The following is a 20,785-nucleotide window of genomic DNA, read 5'->3' on the forward strand; positions in this document are numbered from 1 at the left end:
ATGAATAAAAAAACCACCGAGATTTCGGTGGTTTTTTTGCTATTTATTTGGCTTGTGCGCGCCAGGGTTTTGTTTGCAGTTACCATCCGCACATTTCCCATAAAGGTAAAGGCTGTGGTTGGTGAGTTTAACGTTATACTTTGCTGCGATTTCTTTTTGACGCAATTCAATAACGTCATCAGAGAACTCAATCACTTCACCGCAGTCAAGACAGACTAGGTGGTCATGGTGATGTTGTGTTGAAAGCTCAAATACGGATTTCCCACCTTCAAAGTGGTGGCGAGTGACAATACCTGCATCATCAAATTGGTTTAATACTCGATAAACCGTCGCAAGACCGATTTCTTCACCAAGATCAATCAATTTCTTATACAGCTCTTCAGCACTGATATGTTGGCAATCAGGCTGCTGTAATACTTCTAAAATTTTTAGCCTTGGAAGGGTAACTTTAAGGCCTGCATCCTTCAGCGCTTGGTTATTATCTGACATATACTTTCCTGTTGATGATCTGCAGCAGTTAACAGAATACATAATTCTGAGCATTATAGGGCACTGACCGCTAACAATAAACCACGAACTTCAAAGGGTTACTCTGTATTTTCCATAAAGTCGCTCAATATCACTGATATTACAGCTCTGACCAGTTACAATTGTGTAACATTTATTAGGGCGTGCCGACTTTTAGAGGTTAACACGTCCTCGTAGTTAAGTAGATATACCTTTCCTACTTGAAGTTGCAGCGGTGTTGGCTACGTTTGCTTATCCCAATCACATAGTTTATCTATGCTTATGGGGATTTACTCACTGGTCGCCTAGCTGCAACTCCAAATAGTTTGGGTATAGATTGGAAAGGCGAACAAGGAATGAATCAGTCTTTAGCGAAGTTTTATAAACCAAATATAGTCAAATGGGCATTAAATAGCTGGCCACCATTTTGGGGGGCTGGGATCCGCATTGATGAAATTAGTGACGATTTTCGCCAGGTTAAAATGCGCTTGAAGTTAAGATGGTGGAATAAAAACGCTAATCGCACCCAGTATGGTGGCAGTATTTTTTCGTTAACCGATCCCGTTTATTCTTTAATGTTGATGGGTATTTTGGGTGAGAAATACTACGTATGGGATAAAGAAGCGAGCATCAATTTTATCAAACCTGGCCAGTCAGATCTCTATGCGGACTTTGAGATCACCCAAGACCAGCTTGATACAATATTGGCCAGTACAGTGAATGGAGATAAGTGTTTTCCTGAGTTCATCATACACGTGAAAAATGCTCAAGGAGATGTTGTGTCGGAAGTGCAGCGAAAATTGTATGTGCGTAAAAAGCCTAAGTACCGCGCAGCGCTGGACTCTGAGCAGGATATGACATTCTCTGACTAAGACTAAGACTAAGACTAAGACTAAGGCTTAGCTCGATATTGCTTACATAGGTTAATCCATGCGTCGGCAGTGCGAGATACATAACGTTCAGCGTGCCAAATAACGCCTAAGTGCCAATCAATATTTGGCGTTATTGGTTTCACTAAAACGCCTTGGCTTTGAATTTTCTGGCAAAGTGGTTCGGGAAGAAATGCAACGCCGACACCACTTTTAACCAGTGCGACTAAAAAATCCCATTGACTACTACGTGCAGCAACTTGTGGAGTAAAGCCATGTTGTTTACAAAGTGAGCCAATATAGTCACTCAGGGTAAACTCCTGTGTATAAAGATAAAATGGCTCATGTTGTAGCTCAGACCAAGTGATATTTTTACCACTACGCCAAGGCTCGGTATCTGGTAATACGGCATAAATTAAATAGCAGTCTAAAGACAAAGAGATCAGGCTGTCGCTAGTGTGTGGTGTGAGCATGGTTATTGCCACATCAATTTCTCCATTGAGCACGGCCTGTTCTATTTTTCTCCCGCCATATTCGACTATGGTCAGTTCTACGTTTGGGTGGGCTTGGCGATATTGACGAATAAGTCCCGCGTATAAGTGACCAACCATCGGTGGGATACCAAGACGTAAATGCCCACGTTCAAGCGTGTTTAAGTCGATTAATTCAGCTTCTAACTGCGCCATTTGTGCAAGAATATCTAGCCCTCTTTGGTAGACAACTTCTCCCGCATCCGTTAACCAGAAACGTCTTCCTTCACGTTGTATTAGCGGTTGATTTATCTCTTGCTCAAGGCTGCGAATCATTTTACTGATGGTCGGTTGTGTAACGAAAAGTTTTTCGGATGCACGAGTAAAGCTCTGCTGATTAATTAATTCGACGAAGTAACGCAATGCTTTTATATTCATACTCACTCCATACCTCTCAATTTCATTCCATTTTGGCATAAATTTGATAATAAAAATTCATTTTGTGATGGTTTTGCAATAGATTATAGTGTGACTCAATTCACAAAATTACAGCAAAACCATCATGAAAAAAGTAAGCACTGTCGCTTTAACTCTGTTGCAAATCGTTATACTGTCATTAATTTGGTTTGCAGCTCAGTATCTGGTTACGACTTTTCACCTACCTTTACCGGCAAATTTGACTGGAATGCTCTTGCTGCTTGCTCTGATTGTGCTACGCGTAGTTCGTGTTGACTGGTTACGTAAAGGCGCAACATGGCTACTGGCGGAAATGCTATTATTCTTTGTACCTGCGGTGGTTGCTGTGGTTAATTACCAGGACATTGTGCAGCAAGATGGGCTGAGAATTCTGGCGGTATTAATAGCAAGTACTATGGTCGTGATTGCCGTTACGGCGTGGGTTGTCGACAAAGTATATCGAATAGAATTAAAGTTGGCTCGTCGTAAAAGCAATCAAAGAAATCGTCTTGCTAGAGTGGGGTCTTAATTCATGGCCACTATTTTCACTTCATCACAGCTTGGACTGCTTTGTTTAGTATTAACACTAGCATTTTATTACTTTAGTAAGTTTCTTTATCAGCGTAAACGTTCAATTTTCTTAATGCCGTTGTTACTTGCTCCACTATTGTTGGTAGCCGTTGTGATGGGTTTTCACATTCCATACCCTGCTTATATGGAAGAGTCTCATTGGTTATTGTGGATGTTAGGTCCGTCAACGGTTGCCTTTGCGATACCGGTTTATGATAACCGGGTGTTGATTAGACGGCATTGGTTGTCCTTATCGGTAGGGGTGCTAGTATCAGTCGTTACTGCTGTTGGTAGTTCAGTTCTGATGGCTCGTTGGCTTGATCTCCCTGAGATATTACAACGTAGTTTAGCCATGCGCTCGATTACCACTCCATTTGCTGTTGAAGCGACCAAATCGATCGGTGGTCAAAGTGACCTTACGGCGCTATTTGTTGTATTAACTGGGGTTATCGGCATGGCGATTGGTGAAGTGGTTTTGACAACATTGTCTATCCGCTCGCGGTTAGGAAGGGGAGCCAGTCTCGGTGCATCGGCTCACGGTGCCGGTACGGCTAAGGCTTATCAAATTGGCAATTCTGAAGGGGTTGTGTCAAGCGTGGTGATGATGCTAGCAGGTATGGTAACGGTATTGTTAGCACCTTTCATCGGCCATCTACTTTGGTAAGTATTATATCGGTTGATATAAAAAGACCCCCTGTTCTCGCAGGGGGGCTTTTTTAGTCTTCAAGCTCAGCTAAGCACATTTCATCGTAAATTTGCTTAACCCATTTGCTGACGCGTTCGTCGGTCAACTCAGGCTGGCGGTCTTCATCAATGCACAGACCGACAAAGTGGTCGTTATCACCGGCTACCAATGCTTTTGATGCTTCAAATTCATAACCTTCGGTTGGCCAATGACCAATGATGGTTGCGCCTTTGCTTTCGATAATGTCGCGCACGGTACCCATTGCATCGCAGAAATACTCTGCGTAATCTTCTTGGTCACCACAACCGAAAATAGCAACCAGCTTGGTTGAGAAGTCGATCGCTTCTAATTCAGGGAAGAAATCATCCCAGTCACACTGTGCTTCACCGTAGTACCAAGTTGGAATACCAAGAAGCAATAAGTCGAAATTATCAATATCTTCTTTGCTGCTTTTAGCAATATCTTGAACGTGAACGAGCTGCTTACCCAGTTGCTTTTGAATCATCTTCGCAACCGCTTCAGTATTACCGGTATCGCTACCAAAGAAGAGACCTACACTTGCCATAGAATCATTACCTTTAATTTGTCATTTTCTGGCGGATGAAGCTGATCTTTATCCAAGACCGGTGCCTTCCCAACTGAGTTGGATTAGCCCTTTAGTGATAAAGCCAGCACACCCTAAAAACAGAACCAGCCATACAATACGACGTCCAAATGGTGGAACATTACCCTGCTTAAGGACATCTTTGATCGCCATACCAATAAGAAAGAATATAGCTGCAAAAAGAAGATCGAGTCCAATCGACTCAAGCATGTTCATGTAGTCGTACAGCATGGGAATCCTTTATGCCAATTTGCTTGCGCGCACTATACCACTGTTATTCATCAAAGTTAATGCGTGCATGAGTACCTATTTCACACTTGTTTCAACAACAAACGATGCTTAATCGATGAACTTGCGGATAGCTCGTAACACTTCTACCGGCTTCTCAGCGTGTAACCAGTGGCCAGTATTAGCAATGACGTGGGCTTTCGCTTGGCTAAATTGTTGCTGAATCAAGGGCTGATGCTCAGCCATTAAATAATCTGACTCACTGCCTTTAATGAATAGTGTTGGGATATCGGTGGTCGCAATAGGCTGCCAGCCTAAGATATGCCAATAATTGCTCTCAATACTTGCGACATTGAAACGCCATGTCATGACGTTATCATTACCTTTTGCGATTGATTTACTCAAAAACTGTCGTACACCTTCGAGTTCAATATGCTCGGCTAGAATCGACATCACTTTAGCACGAGAGCTTGGTTGTTGTTCGATAACCGCCTTAAGCCCTGCGAGCACATTGTCATGTCGTCGTTGGTGGTAGCTCACCGGTGCCATATCTAACACAATAAGTTTGCTCATTTTCTTCGGTGCAATTTCAGTCAGCTTCATGGCGACTTTACCGCCCATTGAATGTCCGATGACTATCGCTGAGTCAACGGCTAGATGCTCGAGTAGATTGGCGACATCTTGAGCCATACCGGTGTAATCATGCTGCTGTGAGTGGAATGATTGACCGTGGTTACGCAGGTCAATACTTAGGACTTGATGGTCGGTTTTAAGATCTCGGGCGAGTAAGCCTAAATTGTCGAGATTACCAAATAACCCATGGATCAAAACAACGGTGTGACCTTCACCTTCGAGTTTGTAATTAAGAAGTGCTGACATTTTATCTTATTAGTGATTGGTTTAACGTAGAGTATCAGTGAAGATCTCGCTATAATCCCCCAGAGTTTAAACATTGAGATTGTGAAAAGCGAATGAAAACAATTGAGGTTGATGAGGATCTATACCGTTACATTGCAAGTCAAACCCAGCATATTGGTGAAAGCGCGTCTGACATTTTACGTCGTTTGCTGAACGTTGATGGTAAGGTTTCTGCTGCAACGGTAATGACACAAGTAAACGTTGAACCTAAAGGCATTGTTGTGAGTAAAGATGCCGTTCGAGATACACAGATTGATAGCGTAAAAGAGATGCGTTCTTTGCTGATTTCTGATGAATTTGCGGGTCTGAAAAAAGCGATTGATCGCTTTATGTTGGTGCTTTCAACTTTATACCGCATTGATCCTGCAAGTTTTTCTGAAGCGACATTAGTGAACAAAGGGCGTAAACGTGTTTACTTTGCAGATAATGAGCAAACTTTACTTGAAAGTGGTCAAACAACCAAACCAAAAGCGATTCCAAATACGCCGTTTTGGGTGATCACTAACAATAATACCAGCCGTAAGCAGCAGATGATTGAACAATTGATGGCGCTGATGAATTTCCCATCAGACATCATTGAGAAAGTAACAAACGCTATCTAACATTCTCTTTAGCTTGTTATTCAAAGATAAAAATCTGATTTAAGCCTCATACTGCGAGAAATAAATTTCGTATTATGAGGCTTTTTGTTTCGTCGTTATTTCAAGAAAGGATGTCAAAAATGGCTATGCACCCACGCGCAGGACAGAAAGCGCTTCAGGAAGATCTACATAATATCCCTGCGCTTGTCGCAAACTATTTCTTACTTCAACCCGATCCTACTTGCCCTGAGCATAAAGTGCAGTTCGGTACTTCAGGTCATCGCGGTAGCGCAGATAAATCAACCTTCAACGAAAATCATATCTTAGCGATTACTCAGGCACTGGCCGAAGTGCGTGCAGAACAAGGTACTCAAGGTCCTATTTTTGTTGGAAAAGATACGCATGCGTTATCGGAACCTGCATTTTCTAGCGTTGTTGAAGTGCTGATTGCCAATGGCATTGAAGTGATTGTGCAACAGAATAATGGCTATACACCAACGCCAGGTATCTCACACGCGATTCTGACTTATAACTTAACTCATCAACAGAAAGCCGATGGTATTGTAATTACACCATCGCACAATCCGCCACAAGACGGTGGAATTAAGTACAACCCAACACACGGTGGTCCAGCTGAAGGTGAATTAACGCAAGCGATAGAAGACCGAGCGAATGTCATTATTGCAGAGGGCATGCAAGGTGTTAAACGCGTAGCGATTACGCAAGCCAAGCAGTCACCACTGTTTAAAGAGGTTGATCTCGTGAAACCGTATATTGATGACTTGGTCAATGTTATTGATATGCAAGCTATCCAAAAAGCTAACCTTAAACTGGGTGTTGATCCATTGGGCGGTAGTGGCATCGATTATTGGCGTCAAATTGCTAAAGCTTATAAGCTGAATTTAACGCTAGTCAGTGAGGCGGTTGATCCTACTTTCCAATTCATGTCATTGGATAAAGATGGTGTGGTGCGTATGGACTGTTCTTCACCTTATGCGATGGCAGGGCTGCTGGCACTAAAAGATGAGTATGACTTAGCTTTTGGTAATGATCCTGATTATGACCGCCACGGTATTGTGACACCGAAAGGTTTGATGAACCCGAACCATTTCTTAGCGGTATGTATTGACTACCTATATCGTCATCGTCAGCAATGGCGTCAAGACGTGGCTGTTGGCAAAACATTGGTATCAAGTGCTCTTATTGATCGTGTTGTCGCTGACCTTGGCCGTGAATTGTGTGAAGTACCGGTTGGCTTTAAATGGTTTGTTGATGGTTTATACAGCGGTCAATTTGGTTTTGGCGGTGAAGAAAGCGCCGGGGCATCTTTCCTGCGTAAAGACGGTACGCCATGGTCAACAGATAAAGACGGCATTATTCTTTGTTTACTGGCAGCAGAAATTACCGCAGTGACAGGCAAAAACCCGCAACAATACTATGAAGAGCTTGCAGCAAAACATGGCGAGTCAAAGTACAGCCGTATCCAAGCGGTCGCTAATGGCCCGCAAAAAGCTGTACTTAGCAAGCTGTCACCAGAAATGGTATCAGCGCAAACATTGGCAGGTGACGCAATCACCGCACGTTTGACGCATGCTCCGGGTAATGGCGCGGCAATCGGTGGCCTTAAAGTGACTACCGATTTTGGTTGGTTTGCAGCTCGTCCTTCAGGTACGGAAGATATTTACAAAATTTATTGTGAAAGCTTTAAAGGTGAAGAGCACTTAAAGCAGATTGAATCTGAAGCTCAGGATATTGTTAATCAAGTATTTGCTGACGCGGGTTTATAATACAAATCATCAATGTAAACGGGCGACCATGTTGGTCGCCCGTTTTGTTTCCATCATCGCTTAAATGGCATATCAAAACAGTAATGCACAGTTCAAACGCTGTGATGTGGCCATTGCTCTGGCACGATAAACCAAAATCGACCACTCTCAATTTGGCAATGCACAAAACCTTGTTCTGGGGCTGAGGCAAAAACTGGGCTTGTAGTACTTTTTCCGCTTATCCATTGTGGTTTGTCAAGTAAGAATAGCGTTTCGTTTATTTGCTCTGTTTGGCTTTGATAGCACCAATACCCAGCAATTTGTGATGAATTAATTGTGTAACCTAAACATTGTTCTGGAACCGTTTCATTGGCAAAGGGGTTGATATACAAACGGCCTTGCATTAACAAGTGGTGGCTGATGTCACGCCATAGTGGGTAGGTGGTTTGAAATGATTCGGACTGAGATAGCGTTAGTTGCTGATTGAGCATGTGGTCGAGCTTTATATCAAGACGATCTTGTGAGTTTGGTCCGTACCAGAGCTCTTGATGGAGAAGGTAAAATTTAATCGCCACTTCCCAGTGTTCATAGCGTTGCTGCCGCTTATTTTTCACAACGAAATCAAGTGAACCCAGTGTCGTTCCCGCATCATTTAATTGAATTTCTTCAGATACAGCTGAATACGTTGGATCGAGTCTAAATAGTAGAGAGCATAGATGCTGATAGATAAAGCCTAATCTTGGGTTACCAGCATAACTTTCTTTAAGCTGCGGAATATCCCGCATAAAGGGATGATGCGCGGCAACAACACCTTTGTCATGAAATAATGCAGGAGTGGTTGATACCCAATTAGCCAGTGAGTTTAGGTCTATCTTCATTGATATTTCTCTTCTTCATTTTTCGACATCTTAGCTCGGAATTGCTATAACCACGCTAGTTAAAAATACAATCTTGGGATGAATAATGGATAATTTACAACTTGAAGCTTTAATTAATCAAAAGCTTACTCCTCAGTTAATTAAAGACTATTGCCCGAATGGATTACAAGTCGAAGGTCGATCTAAAATCAAAAAGATTGTTACGGGTGTTACCGCCTCTCAAGCGCTCATTGACAAGGCTGTCGAACTTAAAGCCGATGCTTTACTGGTTCACCATGGCTATTTTTGGAAAGGTGAACCTGAACCGATTCGAGGCATGAAGGGCAAACGAATTCGAACTTTAATTAAAAATGATATCAACCTATTTGGTTACCACTTACCACTAGATATCCATCCAGAGTTAGGGAATAACGCCGAGCTTGCGCGTTTACTCGATATTGAAGTCGAAGGTGGAATGGAAGGTCACCCTCAATCTGTTGCCATGTTTGGGCGTCTTAACAAACCGATGTCAGGTGCTGAGTTGGCGAGCAAAATCAATCAAGTTCTCAACCGTCAGCCTTTGCATATTGCGCCAGAACAGACGGAAAAAATGATTGAAACCGTTGGTTGGTGTACGGGCGGGGGGCAAGATTACATCGAACTTGCGGTGCAACAGGGACTTGATGCCTTTATTTCTGGTGAAATATCAGAACGAACCACCTATTCGGCAAGAGAGCAGGGTATTCATTATTTTTCAGCCGGGCATCATGCAACAGAGCGTTATGGTATTAAGGCTTTAGGAGAATGGTTAGCGAGAGAATATGGTTTTGAGGTTGAGTTTATCGATATCGATAATCCTGTGTAGTCAGCTTGTTGCGTGGTTGCATAAAATAAAAAAGAGCGAGTGGATACTCGCTCTTTTCAATTAAGTCATACTGACTAGATCTGTTATTCGCGTTCGTGCAATGGTTTGAAATCACGCATTTTTTGACCTGTGTAAAGTTGGCGAGGACGGCCAATTTTATTGTCAGGGTCGCTGTGCATTTCGTTCCAGTGTGCAATCCAACCAATAGTACGAGACATGGCGAAGATAACGGTAAACATAGAAACTGGGATACCGATAGCTTTTAGGATAATGCCTGAGTAGAAATCAACGTTCGGGTAGAGTTTTTTCTCAACAAAATATTCGTCAGAAAGTGCGATGCGTTCAAGCTCCATCGCCACATCCAATAGTGGGTCTTGGATGTTCAACTCTTTTAGAACTTCATGACAAGCTTCACGCATTACCGTCGCTCGTGGATCATAGTTTTTATACACTCGGTGACCAAAGCCCATTAAGCGGAATGGATCATCCTTATCTTTTGCTCTCACCACATACTCAGGAATGTTATCTACGCTGCCAATTTCTTCAAGCATGCGCAAACAAGCTTCGTTTGCACCACCATGAGCTGGTCCCCATAAAGAAGCAATACCAGCGGCAATACACGCAAATGGGTTAGCACCTGAAGAACCCGCTAGACGTACGGTCGATGTAGACGCATTTTGCTCGTGATCAGCGTGCAGGGTAAATATTTTATCCATCGCACGAGCCACTACAGGGTTGACTTCATATTCTTCACATGGCGTTGCAAACATCATGTGCAGGAAGTTTTCCGCATAGTTTAGATCATTCCGTGGGTAAATAAACGGTTGACCAGTTGAGTACTTGTAACACATGGCTGCAAGTGTTGGCATTTTAGAAAGCAGGCGGTAAGCCGCTATCTCACGGTGTGTATCATTATTAATGTCGAGTGAATCGTGGTAGAACGCCGCAAGCGCTCCAACCACACCGCACATAACAGCCATTGGGTGAGCGTCACGGCGGAAACCGTGAAAGAAACTCGCAATTTGTTCATGAACCATCGTATGGCGAGTAACGATCTTTTTAAACTCTTCGTATTGTTCACGATTTGGAGCTTCACCATAAAGAAGAATGTAACAAACTTCTAAGTAATCGGCGTTATTGGCTAACTGATCGATAGGGAAACCACGGTGCAATAACACCCCTTTACCACCATCAATATAAGTGATTTGAGATTCACAAGATGCAGTGGCAAGGAAACCAGGATCAAAAGTGAAGTATCCGTTGGACCCCAGTTTACGAACGTCGATTACTTGAGGACCTACTGTCCCATCCATAATCGGCAGTTCGATTGGCGCTTTGCCTTCGATATGAAGGGTAGCTTTCTTATCTGCCATAACAATCTCCTTTGTTTATTATTTAATCCGTCCAGGATGTTTGTGTGACATTTTTTTACGTGTGTTCGGGGTTAAAGTCAATTTTTCTCCTCTGATGTGTGCACTTGTTTAGATTTTTTGGACATATAAAGTTAAAAATCTGTTCTGTGTAGCAAAAATTGTTACATCAATTGTATTAGAATGTTGCCAGCCGTATAGTGGCACTGCAAATTTTGGTGAAAACCTTATAAATTCAAGGCTAAAAACAATTGTGAGGTAGTGTGTTTAGTCTTGTTGTTAACAATGTTTTTACATTTAACCGTGCTGATTCCGCGGCTTGTTGTTAAATTAATGTTAACTTTTGTGGGTTTGGAACCAAATTTCATCTATAACTATAAATGCTCAATGGAGCTGAGTGAGCAAGCCCGTGAAAGAAAGAAAGTCAAGACCTGTTAATTTAGATTTACAGACCATCCACTTTCCGATCAGCGCAATCGCATCTATCCTACATCGTGTGTCTGGGGTGATCATGTTTGTTGCAGTCGGAATTTTGTTGTGGTTACTCTCCCTCTCGTTAGCCTCCCCTGTAGGTTTTATGGAAGCCAGCAACATTGTTAACGGCTTTTTTGTGAAATTTATCTTGTGGGGAATATTAACTGCACTGTCATACCACATTGCTGGTGGTATTCGCCATTTGCTGATGGACCTCGGCCATTTTGAAGAGCTAGAGTCTGGTGCAATGAGTGCAAAAGTTACGTTTATCGTAACCGCAGTGTTGTCAGTTTTAGCGGGGGTTTTGGTATGGTAAAACACGTTTCTTCAGTTGGTCGCAACGGGGTGCATGATTACCTACTCATCCGTGCCTCTGCGATCATCATGACGCTTTATACTATCTACCTAGTGAGCTTTTGTGCTTTCTCAGGAGATATTTCTTACGTCTCTTGGACGCAGTTCTTTGGTGGTACATTTACTAAAGTCTTCACAATGCTAGCGTTAGTCTCAGTCCTAATCCATGGCTGGATAGGCCTATGGCAAGTACTAACGGATTATATCAAGTGTTCTAAGTTACGCGGTGGTTTACAGCTTGTGGTTATCGCCGTGCTATTTGGATACTTCTTCTCTGGCTTATTTGTATTGTGGGGTGCGTAAGTGACTATTCCAGTTCGTGAATTTGATGCCGTTGTAATCGGTGCAGGTGGTGCTGGCATGCGTGCCGCACTGCAAATTTCAGAGCAAGGCCTATCATGTGCTTTGCTGTCAAAAGTTTTCCCAACTCGTTCTCATACGGTATCAGCTCAAGGTGGCATTACTGTAGCGCTAGGTAATGCGCATGAAGATCACTGGGAACAACATATGTACGATACAGTGAAAGGCTCGGATTATATCGGAGACCAAGATGCTATCGAATACATGTGTAAAAATGGTCCAGAATCAGTTATCGAACTTGAGAAAATGGGACTACCTTTTTCTCGTTTTGATAATGGTACTATTTATCAACGTCCGTTTGGTGGCCAGTCGAAGAATTTCGGTGGTGAACAAGCGGCTCGTACTGCCGCTGCGGCTGACCGTACTGGCCACGCTTTGCTCCATACTCTATACCAACAAAATATCAAACATAAAACGACCATTTTCTCTGAATGGTACGCCCTTGATTTGGTGAAAAATGAAGATGGTGCAGTGCTTGGCTGTACAGCACTGTGTATGGAAACGGGTGAAGTTTGCTACTTTAAAGCAAAAGCGACAGTTCTTGCGACAGGCGGTGCTGGCCGTATTTATGCGTCAACAACTAACGCGCACATCAACACCGGTGACGGTGTGGGTATGGCGATCCGTGCTGGCGTGCCAATGCAAGATATTGAAATGTGGCAATTCCACCCGACAGGTATCGCAGGTGCAGGTGTGCTTGTAACTGAAGGCTGTCGTGGTGAGGGTGGTTACCTGCTAAATAAAGATGGTGAACGTTTTATGGAGCGTTATGCACCAAATGCTAAAGATTTGGCTGGTCGTGATGTTGTTGCTCGTTCAATGATGATTGAGATCCGTGAAGGTCGTGGTTGCGATGGCCCATGGGGACCACATATCAAATTGAAACTCGATCACTTAGGCAAAGAAACGTTAGAGTCTCGCTTACCTGGTGTTTGTGAATTATCACGCACTTTTGCTCACGTTGATCCGGTCAAAGAACCAATCCCAGTCATCCCAACTTGTCATTACATGATGGGGGGGGTTCCGACTCAAGTTTCAGGTCAAGCTATCAAACAAGACGCTAATGGCGCAGATGTAGAAGTTCAAGGTCTGTTTGCGTGTGGCGAGATTGCTTCTGTTTCTGTTCATGGTGCGAACCGTTTAGGTGGTAACTCGTTACTTGATTTAGTGGTTTTTGGTCGAGCGACAGGCTTACATTTGGGTGAAACGCTTAAGAAACAAGCTGACGCAAAACCTGCTACTGAAGCTGATATTCAAAAATCTCTTGAACGCTATAATCGTTGGGAAAATAGTACTGGTGGTGAAGACCCTGCACAAATTCGTAAAGATCTTCAACAATGTATGCAGAATAACTTCTCAGTATTCCGTGAAGGTGAAGCGATGGCAAAAGGTTTAGAAGAGCTTAAAGTCATTCGCGAACGATTAAATAATGCGTACCTTTCTGATAAGTCAACCGAGTTCAACACTCAGCGTATTGAGTGTTTAGAGCTAGAAAACTTAATGGAGACGGCATTCGCTACTGCGGTTGCTGCCAACTATCGTACTGAAAGCCGTGGTGCTCATGCGCGTTTCGATTACCCAGATCGTGATGACCAAAATTGGTTGTGCCATTCAATTTACAATCCTGAGACAGAAACTATGTCGAAGCGTAATGTAAATATGGAACCCATTTACCGTGATGCATTTCCACCTAAAGCACGTACGTACTAAGGAGAGGGCGTTATTATGAAATTGAAATTCTCTATATACCGCTACAATCCAGATGTCGATCAGAAGCCATACATGAAGGATTACGTGCTGGAAGTGGAAGAAGGCTCTGACATGATGGTGTTGGATGCGTTGATCTTACTGAAAGAGCAAGACCCAACCATCGCTTTCCGCCGTTCATGCCGTGAAGGGGTTTGTGGTTCTGATGGTTTGAATATGAATGGTAAAAATGGTTTGGCTTGTATTACTCCGCTGTCGGCGTTGTTAAACAAAGACACCATTGTCATTCGTCCTCTGCCTGGTTTACCAGTAGTACGTGACCTGATTGTCGATATGGCTCAGTTCTATGAGAACTATGAAAAAGTTAAGCCATATTTAGTGACGGATGGAAACTTACCGCCTGCACGCGAGAATCTTCAGTCACCAGACGAACGTGCCCACCTAGATGGTTTGTACGAATGCATCATGTGTGCATGCTGTACAACATCGTGCCCATCTTTTTGGTGGAACCCGGATAAATTTATCGGCCCTGCTGGTTTGCTTGCGGCGTATCGTTGGTTAATTGATAGTCGAGATACTGCAACAGATGAACGTTTATCTAATCTTGATGATGCATTTAGCGTTTTTCGTTGCCATGGCATCATGAATTGTGTAAGTGTTTGTCCTAAGGGATTAAACCCGACGAAAGCAATTGGGCATATCAAATCTATGCTTGTTAATCGCTCGGTTTAAAATGAATAAAATTGCAGGTCTTCGGACCTGCCTTTAATAGCTCGGCATAGACCGAAGCAAACGTGAAAACTACTGGTTAAGGGAAAATATGCACAACGGCGTGATGAAGGCATGGCTCGAGTCTTCACACTTGGCTGGCGCCAATGCAACTTACGTAGAGGACCTCTACGAACTGTATCTAAGTGATCCCGATCTGGTAAGTGAGGAGTGGAAACGTGTTTTTGATGGATTGCCTGCGCAATCTGACAATGTGGTAGAACAACCACATTCACGTGTCCGTGACTACTTCCGACGACTCGCTAAAGAAACAAAGCATTACAATGTCCAAGTTAGTGATCCTGATGTCGATGCAAAGCAAGTAAAAGTCTTGCAGCTAATTAATGCTTACCGCTTCCGCGGTCATGAAGCTGCCCAGCTTGATCCCCTCGGTCTTTGGCAACGTCCACCTGTTGCTGAATTAGACCCGTCATTTCATAATCTCAACGAAGATGATCTCGAAGAAACTTTCAACGTCGGTTCTTTTGCTATTGGGCAAGAAACCATGAAGTTGAAAGATATTCATCAAGCCCTGAATAAAACCTATTGCGGATCTATCGGTGCAGAATATATGCACATGACAGATACTGAGCAAAAACGTTGGATTCAGCAGCGTTTAGAGTCTGTGGTTGGTCAGCCATCCTTTACTCAAGATGAAAAACGAGTATTCCTTGAAGAACTTACAGCGGCTGAAGGGCTTGAGCGTTATCTTGGTGCGAAATTCCCCGGTGCTAAGCGTTTCTCACTCGAAGGTGGTGATGCGTTAATTCCAATGATGAAAGAACTGATTCGACATGCTGGCGGTAATGGCATGAGGGAAGTTGTGATTGGAATGGCTCACCGTGGTCGTTTGAATATGCTAGTCAATGTCCTGGGTAAAAAACCTCAAGATTTATTCGATGAATTTGCTGGTAAGCATGATGAAACGTGGGGGACGGGTGATGTTAAATATCACCAAGGTTTCTCGGCTGATTTTGCCACTCCAGGTGGTGATGTGCATTTAGCACTAGCATTCAACCCATCTCACCTTGAGATCGTTAACCCTGTTGTTATTGGTTCTGTTAGAGCTCGTCAAGATCGCTTAGGTGATGAGGATGGCTCAGCGGTGTTACCGATTTCAATTCATGGAGATTCTGCGGTCGCAGGACAAGGTGTCGTTGCTGAAACCTTTAATATGTCTTTGGCGCGTGGTTACTGCGTTGGTGGTACGGTACGTATCGTCATTAATAACCAAGTTGGTTTTACGACTTCGAACCCTCGTGATACGCGTTCGACTATGTACTGTACTGACATCGCAAAAATGGTCCAAGCACCTATTTTCCATGTGAATGCTGATGACCCTGAAGCCGTTGCTTTTGTTACGCGCATTGCGCTTGATTATCGCAATGAGTTTAAACGTGATGTGGTTATTGACTTAGTCTGTTACCGACGCCATGGCCATAACGAAGCTGATGAACCTAATGCAACGCAGCCTTTGATGTACCAAAAGATCAAGAAGCATCCAACACCACGTAAGCTTTATGCTGATGTGTTAATTGAACGCGGTGAATTCGATATAGAAACGGCTACTCAATTAGTCAATGAATATCGTGATGCTCTTGATCATGGCGAAGTGGTCGTGAAAGAGTGGCGTCCAATGGCGCTGCATTCGGTTGATTGGTCACCGTATATTGGCCATGAATGGGATATGCCTTGGGATAGCCAAATTGACCTGGGGCGTTTAAAAGAGCTAGGCAACAGAATTTGTCAGTATCCAGAAAGCCATAAGCTGCAAAGCCGTGTTGATAAAATATACAACGATCGTCAAGCGATGGTAAACGGTGAAAAGCTGCTGGACTGGGGTATGGCTGAAACACTTGCTTATGCAACATTAGTCGATGATGGCAAGCGCATTCGTATTTCTGGGCAAGACTCTGGGCGTGGTACTTTCTTCCATCGCCATTCGGTATTGCATAATCAAAGCGATGCAAGCACCTATATTCCTTTAGCCAATATTCATGACAAGCAAGGCCCGTTTGAAGTGCTCGATTCTGTTCTTTCTGAAGAAGCGGTATTGGCATTTGAGTATGGCTATGCAACAGCAGAACCAAGCGGCCTAACGATTTGGGAAGCGCAGTTTGGTGACTTTGCTAATGGTGCTCAAGTTGTTATCGACCAGTTTATTTCTTCTGGTGAACAAAAATGGGCGCGCTTGTGTGGCTTAACTATGCTTCTGCCTCATGGTTATGAAGGCCAAGGTCCAGAGCACTCATCAGCCCGTTTAGAACGTTACTTGCAGCTATGTGCAGAACAAAATATGCAGGTTATTGTTCCATCAACGCCAGCTCAGGTTTACCACATGCTACGTCGTCAAGTGGTTCGTCCGATGCGTCGACCGTTGATTGTAATGTCGCCGAAATCTTTGCTACGTCATCCGCTATGTACATCAACGCTTGAAGATTTAGCCGAAGGTTCATTCTTACCAGCAATTGGTGAAATTGATAACCTTGATGCAGCTAAAGTGAAACGTGTGGTGTTCTGTTCAGGTAAAGTTTACTACGACTTACTTGAGCAACGTCGTAACAACGAACAAGATGATGTTGCGATCGTGCGGATAGAACAGTTGTATCCATTCCCTAAAGAGGAAGTGGAAGCAGCCATTGCTCAGTACACTAATGTTGTTGATTACGTATGGTGCCAAGAAGAGCCACAAAACCAAGGTGCTTGGTACAGTAGCCAACATAACTTCCGTTCTGCCATTCCAGCAGGTGCTGATCTGAAATATGCAGGGCGTCCAGCATCTGCTTCACCAGCGGTTGGTTATATGTCAGTACACTTGAAACAACAAAAAGCGTTGGTTGAAGACGCTCTGACCCTAGCTTAAAGAACTAGAAGTAAAAGGAAGATACAGATATGACAATTGAAATTCTGGTTCCAGATCTACCTGAATCAGTTGCAGATGCAACCGTAGCAACATGGCACAAAAAGCCAGGCGAAGCGGTTGAACGTGATGAAGTTATTGTTGAAATTGAAACTGATAAAGTTGTGCTTGAAGTTCCCGCTCCTGAAGCTGGTGTACTTGAAGTCATTGTTGAAGAAGAAGGTGCAACAGTACTTTCTAAGCAGTTGTTAGCTAAGTTGAAACCAGGCGCAGTCGCTGGTGAACCAACAAAAGATACAACGAGTGATACAGAGCCTTCACCTGATAAGCGCCACAAAGCAACGTTAACCGAAGAGAGCAATGACGCTCTAAGCCCTGCAGTTCGCCGCTTGCTTGCTGAGCATGGTTTGGAAGCTAGTCAGGTTAAAGGTAGCGGGGTTGGCGGACGTATCACTCGTGAAGATATTGATGCTCACCTAGCGAATGCGAAAAAGACAGCTCCAATGGTTGAAGTTGCTCCAGTGCAAGCTGCCGCACGTAGCCAAAAACGCGTGCCTATGACTCGTTTGCGTAAGCGTGTTGCTGAGCGCTTATTGGAAGCGAAAAATAGCACCGCGATGTTAACGACATTCAACGAAGTGAACATGAAACCGATCATGGATCTTCGCAAGCAGTATCAAGGCTTGTTTGAAGAGAAGCATGGTATTCGTCTTGGCTTTATGTCGTTTTATGTCAAAGCGGTGACTGAAGCGCTCAAGCGTTACCCTGAAGTGAATGCTTCTATTGATGGTGAAGAAATTGTTTATCATAACTATTTCGATATCAGCATGGCTGTTTCTACACCACGTGGTCTTGTGACGCCAGTCTTAAAAGATTGTGATACATTGAGCCTTGCTGAAATTGAAAAAGGCATCAAAGAGCTTGCAATCAAAGGTCGTGACGGCAAGTTAACGGTTGAAGAATTGACTGGTGGTAATTTTACTATCACGAATGGCGGTGTGTTTGGCTCGTTGATGTCGACGCCAATCATTAACCCGCCACAAGCTGCAATTCTTGGTATGCACAAAATCCAAGATCGTCCTATGGCTGTCGATGGTAAAGTAGAAATTTTGCCAATGATGTACCTAGCTCTATCTTACGATCACCGTCTTATCGATGGACGTGAATCGGTTGGTTTCCTTGTGACAATCAAAGAACTACTTGAAGATCCAGCTCGTCTATTACTAGACGTTTAAGTTGAGTTTTCAACACTGGCGGCTGTAACAGTCGCCAGTAACCTTAAGGCTAAGCATGCTCACGTTTAGCCTTCATTTAAGCAAGAGTACCAATACCTTCGCTTAATTTGAGAAGCACCCTACAGACGTACAGCACAGCAGAGGCTGTCGCTTTATGGAAATAATAAATCCCTTAAGGGATAAACAAACGGAATAACATAATGAATTTGCATGAATATCAAGCCAAACAGCTGTTTGCAGAATTCGGTTTGCCTGTACCAGAAGGTTACGCCTGTGATACGCCACAAGAAGCTTTTGAAGCTGCGGGTCGTATTAGTACAGCCAAAAAAGTCGTCAAATGTCAGGTACACGCTGGTGGTCGCGGTAAAGCGGGCGGCGTTGAGTTGCATGACACCAAAGATGGTGTTAAAGATTTTGCCCAGAAATGGCTAGGCAAGAATCTTGTCACTTACCAAACAGATGCAAATGGTCAGCCTGTATCTAAAATTTTGGTAGAAGAAGCTTCAAACATAGCGAACGAACTTTACCTTGGAGCGGTTGTCGACCGTTCATCTCGTCGTATCGTATTCATGGCATCTACGGAAGGTGGTGTCGAGATTGAAAAAGTGGCAGAAGAGACACCTGAACTGATTCATAAAGCCGCGATTGATCCACTTGTAGGACCGCAGGCTTACCAAGGCCGTGAACTGGCATTCAAACTTGGGCTTGAAGGTGATCAAATCAAGCAATTTGTAAAAATCTTCATGGGTCTTGGCAATATGTTTGCACAATATGACCTTGCCCTGCTTGAGATTAACCCGCTTGTTATTACCGCTGAAGGTAATCTGCTTTGTCTAGATGGTAAAATTAACATCGACTCTAACGCGATGTACCGCCAGCCAAAATTACGTGAAATGCATGATCCATCGCAAGAAGATGAACGTGAAGCTCATGCAGCTCAGTGGGAACTTAACTATGTCGCTCTTGAAGGCAACATTGGTTGTATGGTCAATGGCGCCGGTCTTGCGATGGGAACGATGGACATCGTTAACCTGCATGGCGGCAAACCGGCAAACTTCCTAGATGTTGGTGGTGGCGCAACAAAAGAGCGTGTAACAGAAGCATTTAAGATCATTCTTTCTGATTCAAACGTTAAAGCCGTGCTTGTTAATATCTTCGGTGGCATCGTTCGTTGTGACCTGATTGCTGACGGTATCATTGGCGCTGTAGAAGAAGTGGGTGTTACGGTTCCTGTCGTTGTGCGCCTTGAAGGTAACAACGCGCCGCTAGGCTCTCAAAAGCTGGCGGAAAGTGGTCTAAACATCATTGCTGCGACTTCTCTAACTGAAGCTGCGGAAAAAGTAGTTGCTGCGGCGGAGGGCAAATAATGTCGGTACTAATTAATAAAGATACAAAAGTTATCTGCCAAGGGTTTACTGGTGGACAAGGTACGTTCCACTCAGAACAAGCGATTGCCTACGGCACTCAAATGGTCGGTGGCGTTTCTCCTGGCAAAGGTGGCCAAACCCATTTAGGTCTTCCAGTATTTAATACAGTACGTGAAGCTGTTGAAACAACTGGCGCGACAGCCTCTGTTATCTATGTTCCCGCTGCTTTTTGTAAAGATGCGATCCTAGAAGCGATTGATGCAGGCATCAAACTGATTGTTACTATCACGGAAGGTATCCCAACTCTTGATCTTCTCGATGTAAAAGTACGTCTGGACGAATCTGGCGTACGAATGATCGGCCCTAACTGCCCAGGTGTTATTACACCGGATGAATGTAAAATTGGTATTATGCCAGGCCATATTCATAAGAAAGGTAAAGTCGGTATTGTATCTCGCTCAGGTACTTTGACTTATGAAGCAGTAAAGCAAACCACGGATGAAGGCTTTGGCCAATCAACCTGTGTTGGTATTGGTGGTGACCCAATTCCAGGCTCTAACTTTATTGATATTCTTAAACTGTTTGAAGAAGATCCGGAAACTGAAGCGATTGTTATGATCGGCGAAATTGGTGGTACCGCGGAAGAAGAAGCGGCGGCATTTATTAAAGATAATGTGACTAAACCGGTTGTTTCTTATATCGCTGGTGTAACGGCTCCTCCAGGTAAACGCATGGGCCATGCGGGGGCGATTATTTCTGGTGGTAAAGGTACGGCAGAAGATAAATTTGCGGCTCTTGAAGCGGCTGGCGTTAAAACAGTAAAAAGTTTGGCGGATATCGGTAAAGCACTTCGTGAAGTGACTGGCTGGTAGGTCTCTAACCACTGACTGAAAAATAAACCCCAGATAAAATCT

General features: G+C 43.7%; 21 protein-coding genes. 14 read left to right on the forward strand and 7 right to left on the reverse strand.

Annotated features, from left to right (window positions below):
- Nucleotides 1-39: 39 nt before the first annotated feature.
- Nucleotides 40-489 (reverse strand): ferric iron uptake transcriptional regulator FcrX, encoded by a 450-nt coding sequence (gene fcrX, locus HGG78_RS06160; RefSeq protein WP_172532331.1) that lies wholly within the window; start codon nt 487-489, stop codon nt 40-42.
- Nucleotides 490-863: 374 nt separating this feature from the next.
- On the opposite strand from fcrX, the gene HGG78_RS06165 reads away from it, so the two are divergent.
- The gene (locus tag HGG78_RS06165; protein WP_172532332.1) at nt 864-1,379 is read left to right on the forward strand and encodes a DUF4442 domain-containing protein; all 516 of its coding nucleotides are present in this window, start codon (nt 864-866) and stop codon (nt 1,377-1,379) included.
- A gap of 20 nt (nt 1,380-1,399) precedes the next feature.
- Here HGG78_RS06165 and HGG78_RS06170 read toward each other — a convergent pair whose 3' ends face one another.
- Nucleotides 1,400-2,284: a LysR family transcriptional regulator gene (locus HGG78_RS06170; RefSeq protein ID WP_172532333.1), complete on the reverse strand. Its 885-nt coding sequence runs from the start codon at nt 2,282-2,284 to the stop codon at nt 1,400-1,402.
- Nucleotides 2,285-2,408: 124 nt separating this feature from the next.
- Here HGG78_RS06170 and HGG78_RS06175 point away from each other — a divergent pair, with 124 nt between their 5' ends.
- Together HGG78_RS06175 and HGG78_RS06180 are read left to right on the forward strand one after the other, a co-directional pair.
- Nucleotides 2,409-2,831, forward strand: a complete 423-nt coding sequence (locus tag HGG78_RS06175) for a CidA/LrgA family protein (RefSeq protein ID WP_172532334.1) — start codon at nt 2,409-2,411, stop codon at nt 2,829-2,831.
- Nucleotides 2,832-2,834: 3 nt separating this feature from the next.
- Entirely contained in the window at nt 2,835-3,536 is a 702-nt protein-coding gene (locus tag HGG78_RS06180) for an LrgB family protein (protein WP_172532335.1), read from the forward strand.
- Nucleotides 3,537-3,588: 52 nt separating this feature from the next.
- On the opposite strand, the gene fldA is transcribed toward HGG78_RS06180, so the two are convergent.
- From fldA to HGG78_RS06195, 3 genes are all read right to left on the reverse strand, one after another.
- A complete protein-coding gene (gene fldA / locus HGG78_RS06185) occupies nt 3,589-4,122 on the reverse strand; it encodes a flavodoxin FldA (RefSeq protein ID WP_172532336.1) in 534 nt (177 codons plus the stop codon).
- A 48-nt stretch (nt 4,123-4,170) separates the two neighbouring features.
- Nucleotides 4,171-4,392 (reverse strand): DUF2788 domain-containing protein, encoded by a 222-nt coding sequence (locus tag HGG78_RS06190; protein WP_053311830.1) that lies wholly within the window; start codon nt 4,390-4,392, stop codon nt 4,171-4,173.
- A 108-nt stretch (nt 4,393-4,500) separates the two neighbouring features.
- A complete protein-coding gene (locus HGG78_RS06195) occupies nt 4,501-5,268 on the reverse strand; it encodes an alpha/beta fold hydrolase (RefSeq protein WP_172532337.1) in 768 nt (255 codons plus the stop codon).
- 92 nt (nt 5,269-5,360) lie between these two features.
- Here HGG78_RS06195 and seqA point away from each other — a divergent pair, with 92 nt between their 5' ends.
- Nucleotides 5,361-5,909 carry a replication initiation negative regulator SeqA gene (gene seqA, locus HGG78_RS06200; RefSeq protein WP_172532338.1) on the forward strand — a complete coding sequence of 183 codons (549 nt, stop codon included), beginning with the start codon at nt 5,361-5,363 and terminating at the stop codon, nt 5,907-5,909.
- A gap of 119 nt (nt 5,910-6,028) precedes the next feature.
- Nucleotides 6,029-7,675, forward strand: coding sequence for a phosphoglucomutase (alpha-D-glucose-1,6-bisphosphate-dependent) (gene pgm, locus HGG78_RS06205; RefSeq protein WP_172532339.1), 1,647 nt, complete (start codon nt 6,029-6,031; stop codon nt 7,673-7,675).
- A gap of 92 nt (nt 7,676-7,767) precedes the next feature.
- Here pgm and HGG78_RS06210 read toward each other — a convergent pair whose 3' ends face one another.
- On the reverse strand, nt 7,768-8,532 hold the full coding sequence (locus HGG78_RS06210; RefSeq protein ID WP_172532340.1) for a DUF1853 family protein: 765 nt from the start codon (nt 8,530-8,532) through the stop codon (nt 7,768-7,770).
- Between the two features lie 85 nt (nt 8,533-8,617).
- On the opposite strand from HGG78_RS06210, the gene HGG78_RS06215 reads away from it, so the two are divergent.
- The gene (locus HGG78_RS06215) at nt 8,618-9,376 is read left to right on the forward strand and encodes a Nif3-like dinuclear metal center hexameric protein (protein ID WP_172532341.1); all 759 of its coding nucleotides are present in this window, start codon (nt 8,618-8,620) and stop codon (nt 9,374-9,376) included.
- An 83-nt stretch (nt 9,377-9,459) separates the two neighbouring features.
- Here HGG78_RS06215 and HGG78_RS06220 read toward each other — a convergent pair whose 3' ends face one another.
- On the reverse strand, nt 9,460-10,749 hold the full coding sequence (locus HGG78_RS06220) for a citrate synthase (protein WP_053311824.1): 1,290 nt from the start codon (nt 10,747-10,749) through the stop codon (nt 9,460-9,462).
- A 394-nt stretch (nt 10,750-11,143) separates the two neighbouring features.
- Between HGG78_RS06220 and sdhC the strand changes: the two genes are divergently transcribed.
- The 8 genes from sdhC to sucD all read left to right on the forward strand — a co-directional run bounded on the left by sdhC (nt 11,144) and on the right by sucD (nt 20,743).
- Complete coding sequence (gene sdhC / locus HGG78_RS06225) at nt 11,144-11,536, forward strand: succinate dehydrogenase cytochrome b556 subunit (protein WP_053311823.1); 393 nt, start codon at nt 11,144-11,146, stop codon at nt 11,534-11,536.
- Nucleotides 11,530-11,877, forward strand: coding sequence for a succinate dehydrogenase, hydrophobic membrane anchor protein (sdhD, locus tag HGG78_RS06230; RefSeq protein ID WP_053311822.1), 348 nt, complete (start codon nt 11,530-11,532; stop codon nt 11,875-11,877). The genes sdhC and sdhD overlap by 7 nt, the downstream gene beginning before the upstream one ends.
- Nucleotides 11,878-13,644, forward strand: coding sequence for a succinate dehydrogenase flavoprotein subunit (gene sdhA, locus HGG78_RS06235; protein ID WP_053311821.1), 1,767 nt, complete (start codon nt 11,878-11,880; stop codon nt 13,642-13,644). It begins immediately after the preceding gene.
- Between the two features lie 15 nt (nt 13,645-13,659).
- Entirely contained in the window at nt 13,660-14,373 is a 714-nt protein-coding gene (locus HGG78_RS06240; RefSeq protein WP_053311820.1) for a succinate dehydrogenase iron-sulfur subunit, read from the forward strand.
- 88 nt (nt 14,374-14,461) lie between these two features.
- Nucleotides 14,462-17,272, forward strand: coding sequence for a 2-oxoglutarate dehydrogenase E1 component (gene sucA / locus HGG78_RS06245; protein ID WP_168521483.1), 2,811 nt, complete (start codon nt 14,462-14,464; stop codon nt 17,270-17,272).
- A gap of 29 nt (nt 17,273-17,301) precedes the next feature.
- The gene (odhB, locus tag HGG78_RS06250) at nt 17,302-18,504 is read left to right on the forward strand and encodes a 2-oxoglutarate dehydrogenase complex dihydrolipoyllysine-residue succinyltransferase (protein ID WP_053311818.1); all 1,203 of its coding nucleotides are present in this window, start codon (nt 17,302-17,304) and stop codon (nt 18,502-18,504) included.
- A 200-nt stretch (nt 18,505-18,704) separates the two neighbouring features.
- Entirely contained in the window at nt 18,705-19,871 is a 1,167-nt protein-coding gene (gene sucC / locus HGG78_RS06255; RefSeq protein ID WP_053311817.1) for an ADP-forming succinate--CoA ligase subunit beta, read from the forward strand.
- On the forward strand, nt 19,871-20,743 hold the full coding sequence (sucD, locus tag HGG78_RS06260; RefSeq protein ID WP_053311816.1) for a succinate--CoA ligase subunit alpha: 873 nt from the start codon (nt 19,871-19,873) through the stop codon (nt 20,741-20,743). The genes sucC and sucD overlap by 1 nt, the downstream gene beginning before the upstream one ends.
- The last annotated feature ends 42 nt before the right edge of the window (nt 20,744-20,785 follow it).

The organism is Vibrio aestuarianus (assembly GCF_012395185.1).
GTDB lineage: Bacteria > Pseudomonadota > Gammaproteobacteria > Enterobacterales > Vibrionaceae > Vibrio > Vibrio aestuarianus.

What these genes read in the sequence shown, in the direction of transcription:
- fcrX (WP_172532331.1), bottom strand. Translation starts at nt 489, where the DNA reads ATGTCAGATAATAACCAAGCGCTGAAGGATGCAGGCCTTAAAGTTACC.
- HGG78_RS06165 (WP_172532332.1), top strand. Translation starts at nt 864, where the DNA reads ATGAATCAGTCTTTAGCGAAGTTTTATAAACCAAATATAGTCAAATGG.
- HGG78_RS06170 (WP_172532333.1), bottom strand. Translation starts at nt 2,284, where the DNA reads ATGAATATAAAAGCATTGCGTTACTTCGTCGAATTAATTAATCAGCAG.
- HGG78_RS06175 (WP_172532334.1), top strand. Translation starts at nt 2,409, where the DNA reads ATGAAAAAAGTAAGCACTGTCGCTTTAACTCTGTTGCAAATCGTTATA.
- HGG78_RS06180 (WP_172532335.1), top strand. Translation starts at nt 2,835, where the DNA reads ATGGCCACTATTTTCACTTCATCACAGCTTGGACTGCTTTGTTTAGTA.
- fldA (WP_172532336.1), bottom strand. Translation starts at nt 4,122, where the DNA reads ATGGCAAGTGTAGGTCTCTTCTTTGGTAGCGATACCGGTAATACTGAA.
- HGG78_RS06190 (WP_053311830.1), bottom strand. Translation starts at nt 4,392, where the DNA reads ATGCTGTACGACTACATGAACATGCTTGAGTCGATTGGACTCGATCTT.
- HGG78_RS06195 (WP_172532337.1), bottom strand. Translation starts at nt 5,268, where the DNA reads ATGTCAGCACTTCTTAATTACAAACTCGAAGGTGAAGGTCACACCGTT.
- seqA (WP_172532338.1), top strand. Translation starts at nt 5,361, where the DNA reads ATGAAAACAATTGAGGTTGATGAGGATCTATACCGTTACATTGCAAGT.
- pgm (WP_172532339.1), top strand. Translation starts at nt 6,029, where the DNA reads ATGGCTATGCACCCACGCGCAGGACAGAAAGCGCTTCAGGAAGATCTA.
- HGG78_RS06210 (WP_172532340.1), bottom strand. Translation starts at nt 8,532, where the DNA reads ATGAAGATAGACCTAAACTCACTGGCTAATTGGGTATCAACCACTCCT.
- HGG78_RS06215 (WP_172532341.1), top strand. Translation starts at nt 8,618, where the DNA reads ATGGATAATTTACAACTTGAAGCTTTAATTAATCAAAAGCTTACTCCT.
- HGG78_RS06220 (WP_053311824.1), bottom strand. Translation starts at nt 10,749, where the DNA reads ATGGCAGATAAGAAAGCTACCCTTCATATCGAAGGCAAAGCGCCAATC.
- sdhD (WP_053311822.1), top strand. Translation starts at nt 11,530, where the DNA reads ATGGTAAAACACGTTTCTTCAGTTGGTCGCAACGGGGTGCATGATTAC.
- HGG78_RS06240 (WP_053311820.1), top strand. Translation starts at nt 13,660, where the DNA reads ATGAAATTGAAATTCTCTATATACCGCTACAATCCAGATGTCGATCAG.
- sucA (WP_168521483.1), top strand. Translation starts at nt 14,462, where the DNA reads ATGCACAACGGCGTGATGAAGGCATGGCTCGAGTCTTCACACTTGGCT.
- odhB (WP_053311818.1), top strand. Translation starts at nt 17,302, where the DNA reads ATGACAATTGAAATTCTGGTTCCAGATCTACCTGAATCAGTTGCAGAT.
- sucC (WP_053311817.1), top strand. Translation starts at nt 18,705, where the DNA reads ATGAATTTGCATGAATATCAAGCCAAACAGCTGTTTGCAGAATTCGGT.
- sucD (WP_053311816.1), top strand. Translation starts at nt 19,871, where the DNA reads ATGTCGGTACTAATTAATAAAGATACAAAAGTTATCTGCCAAGGGTTT.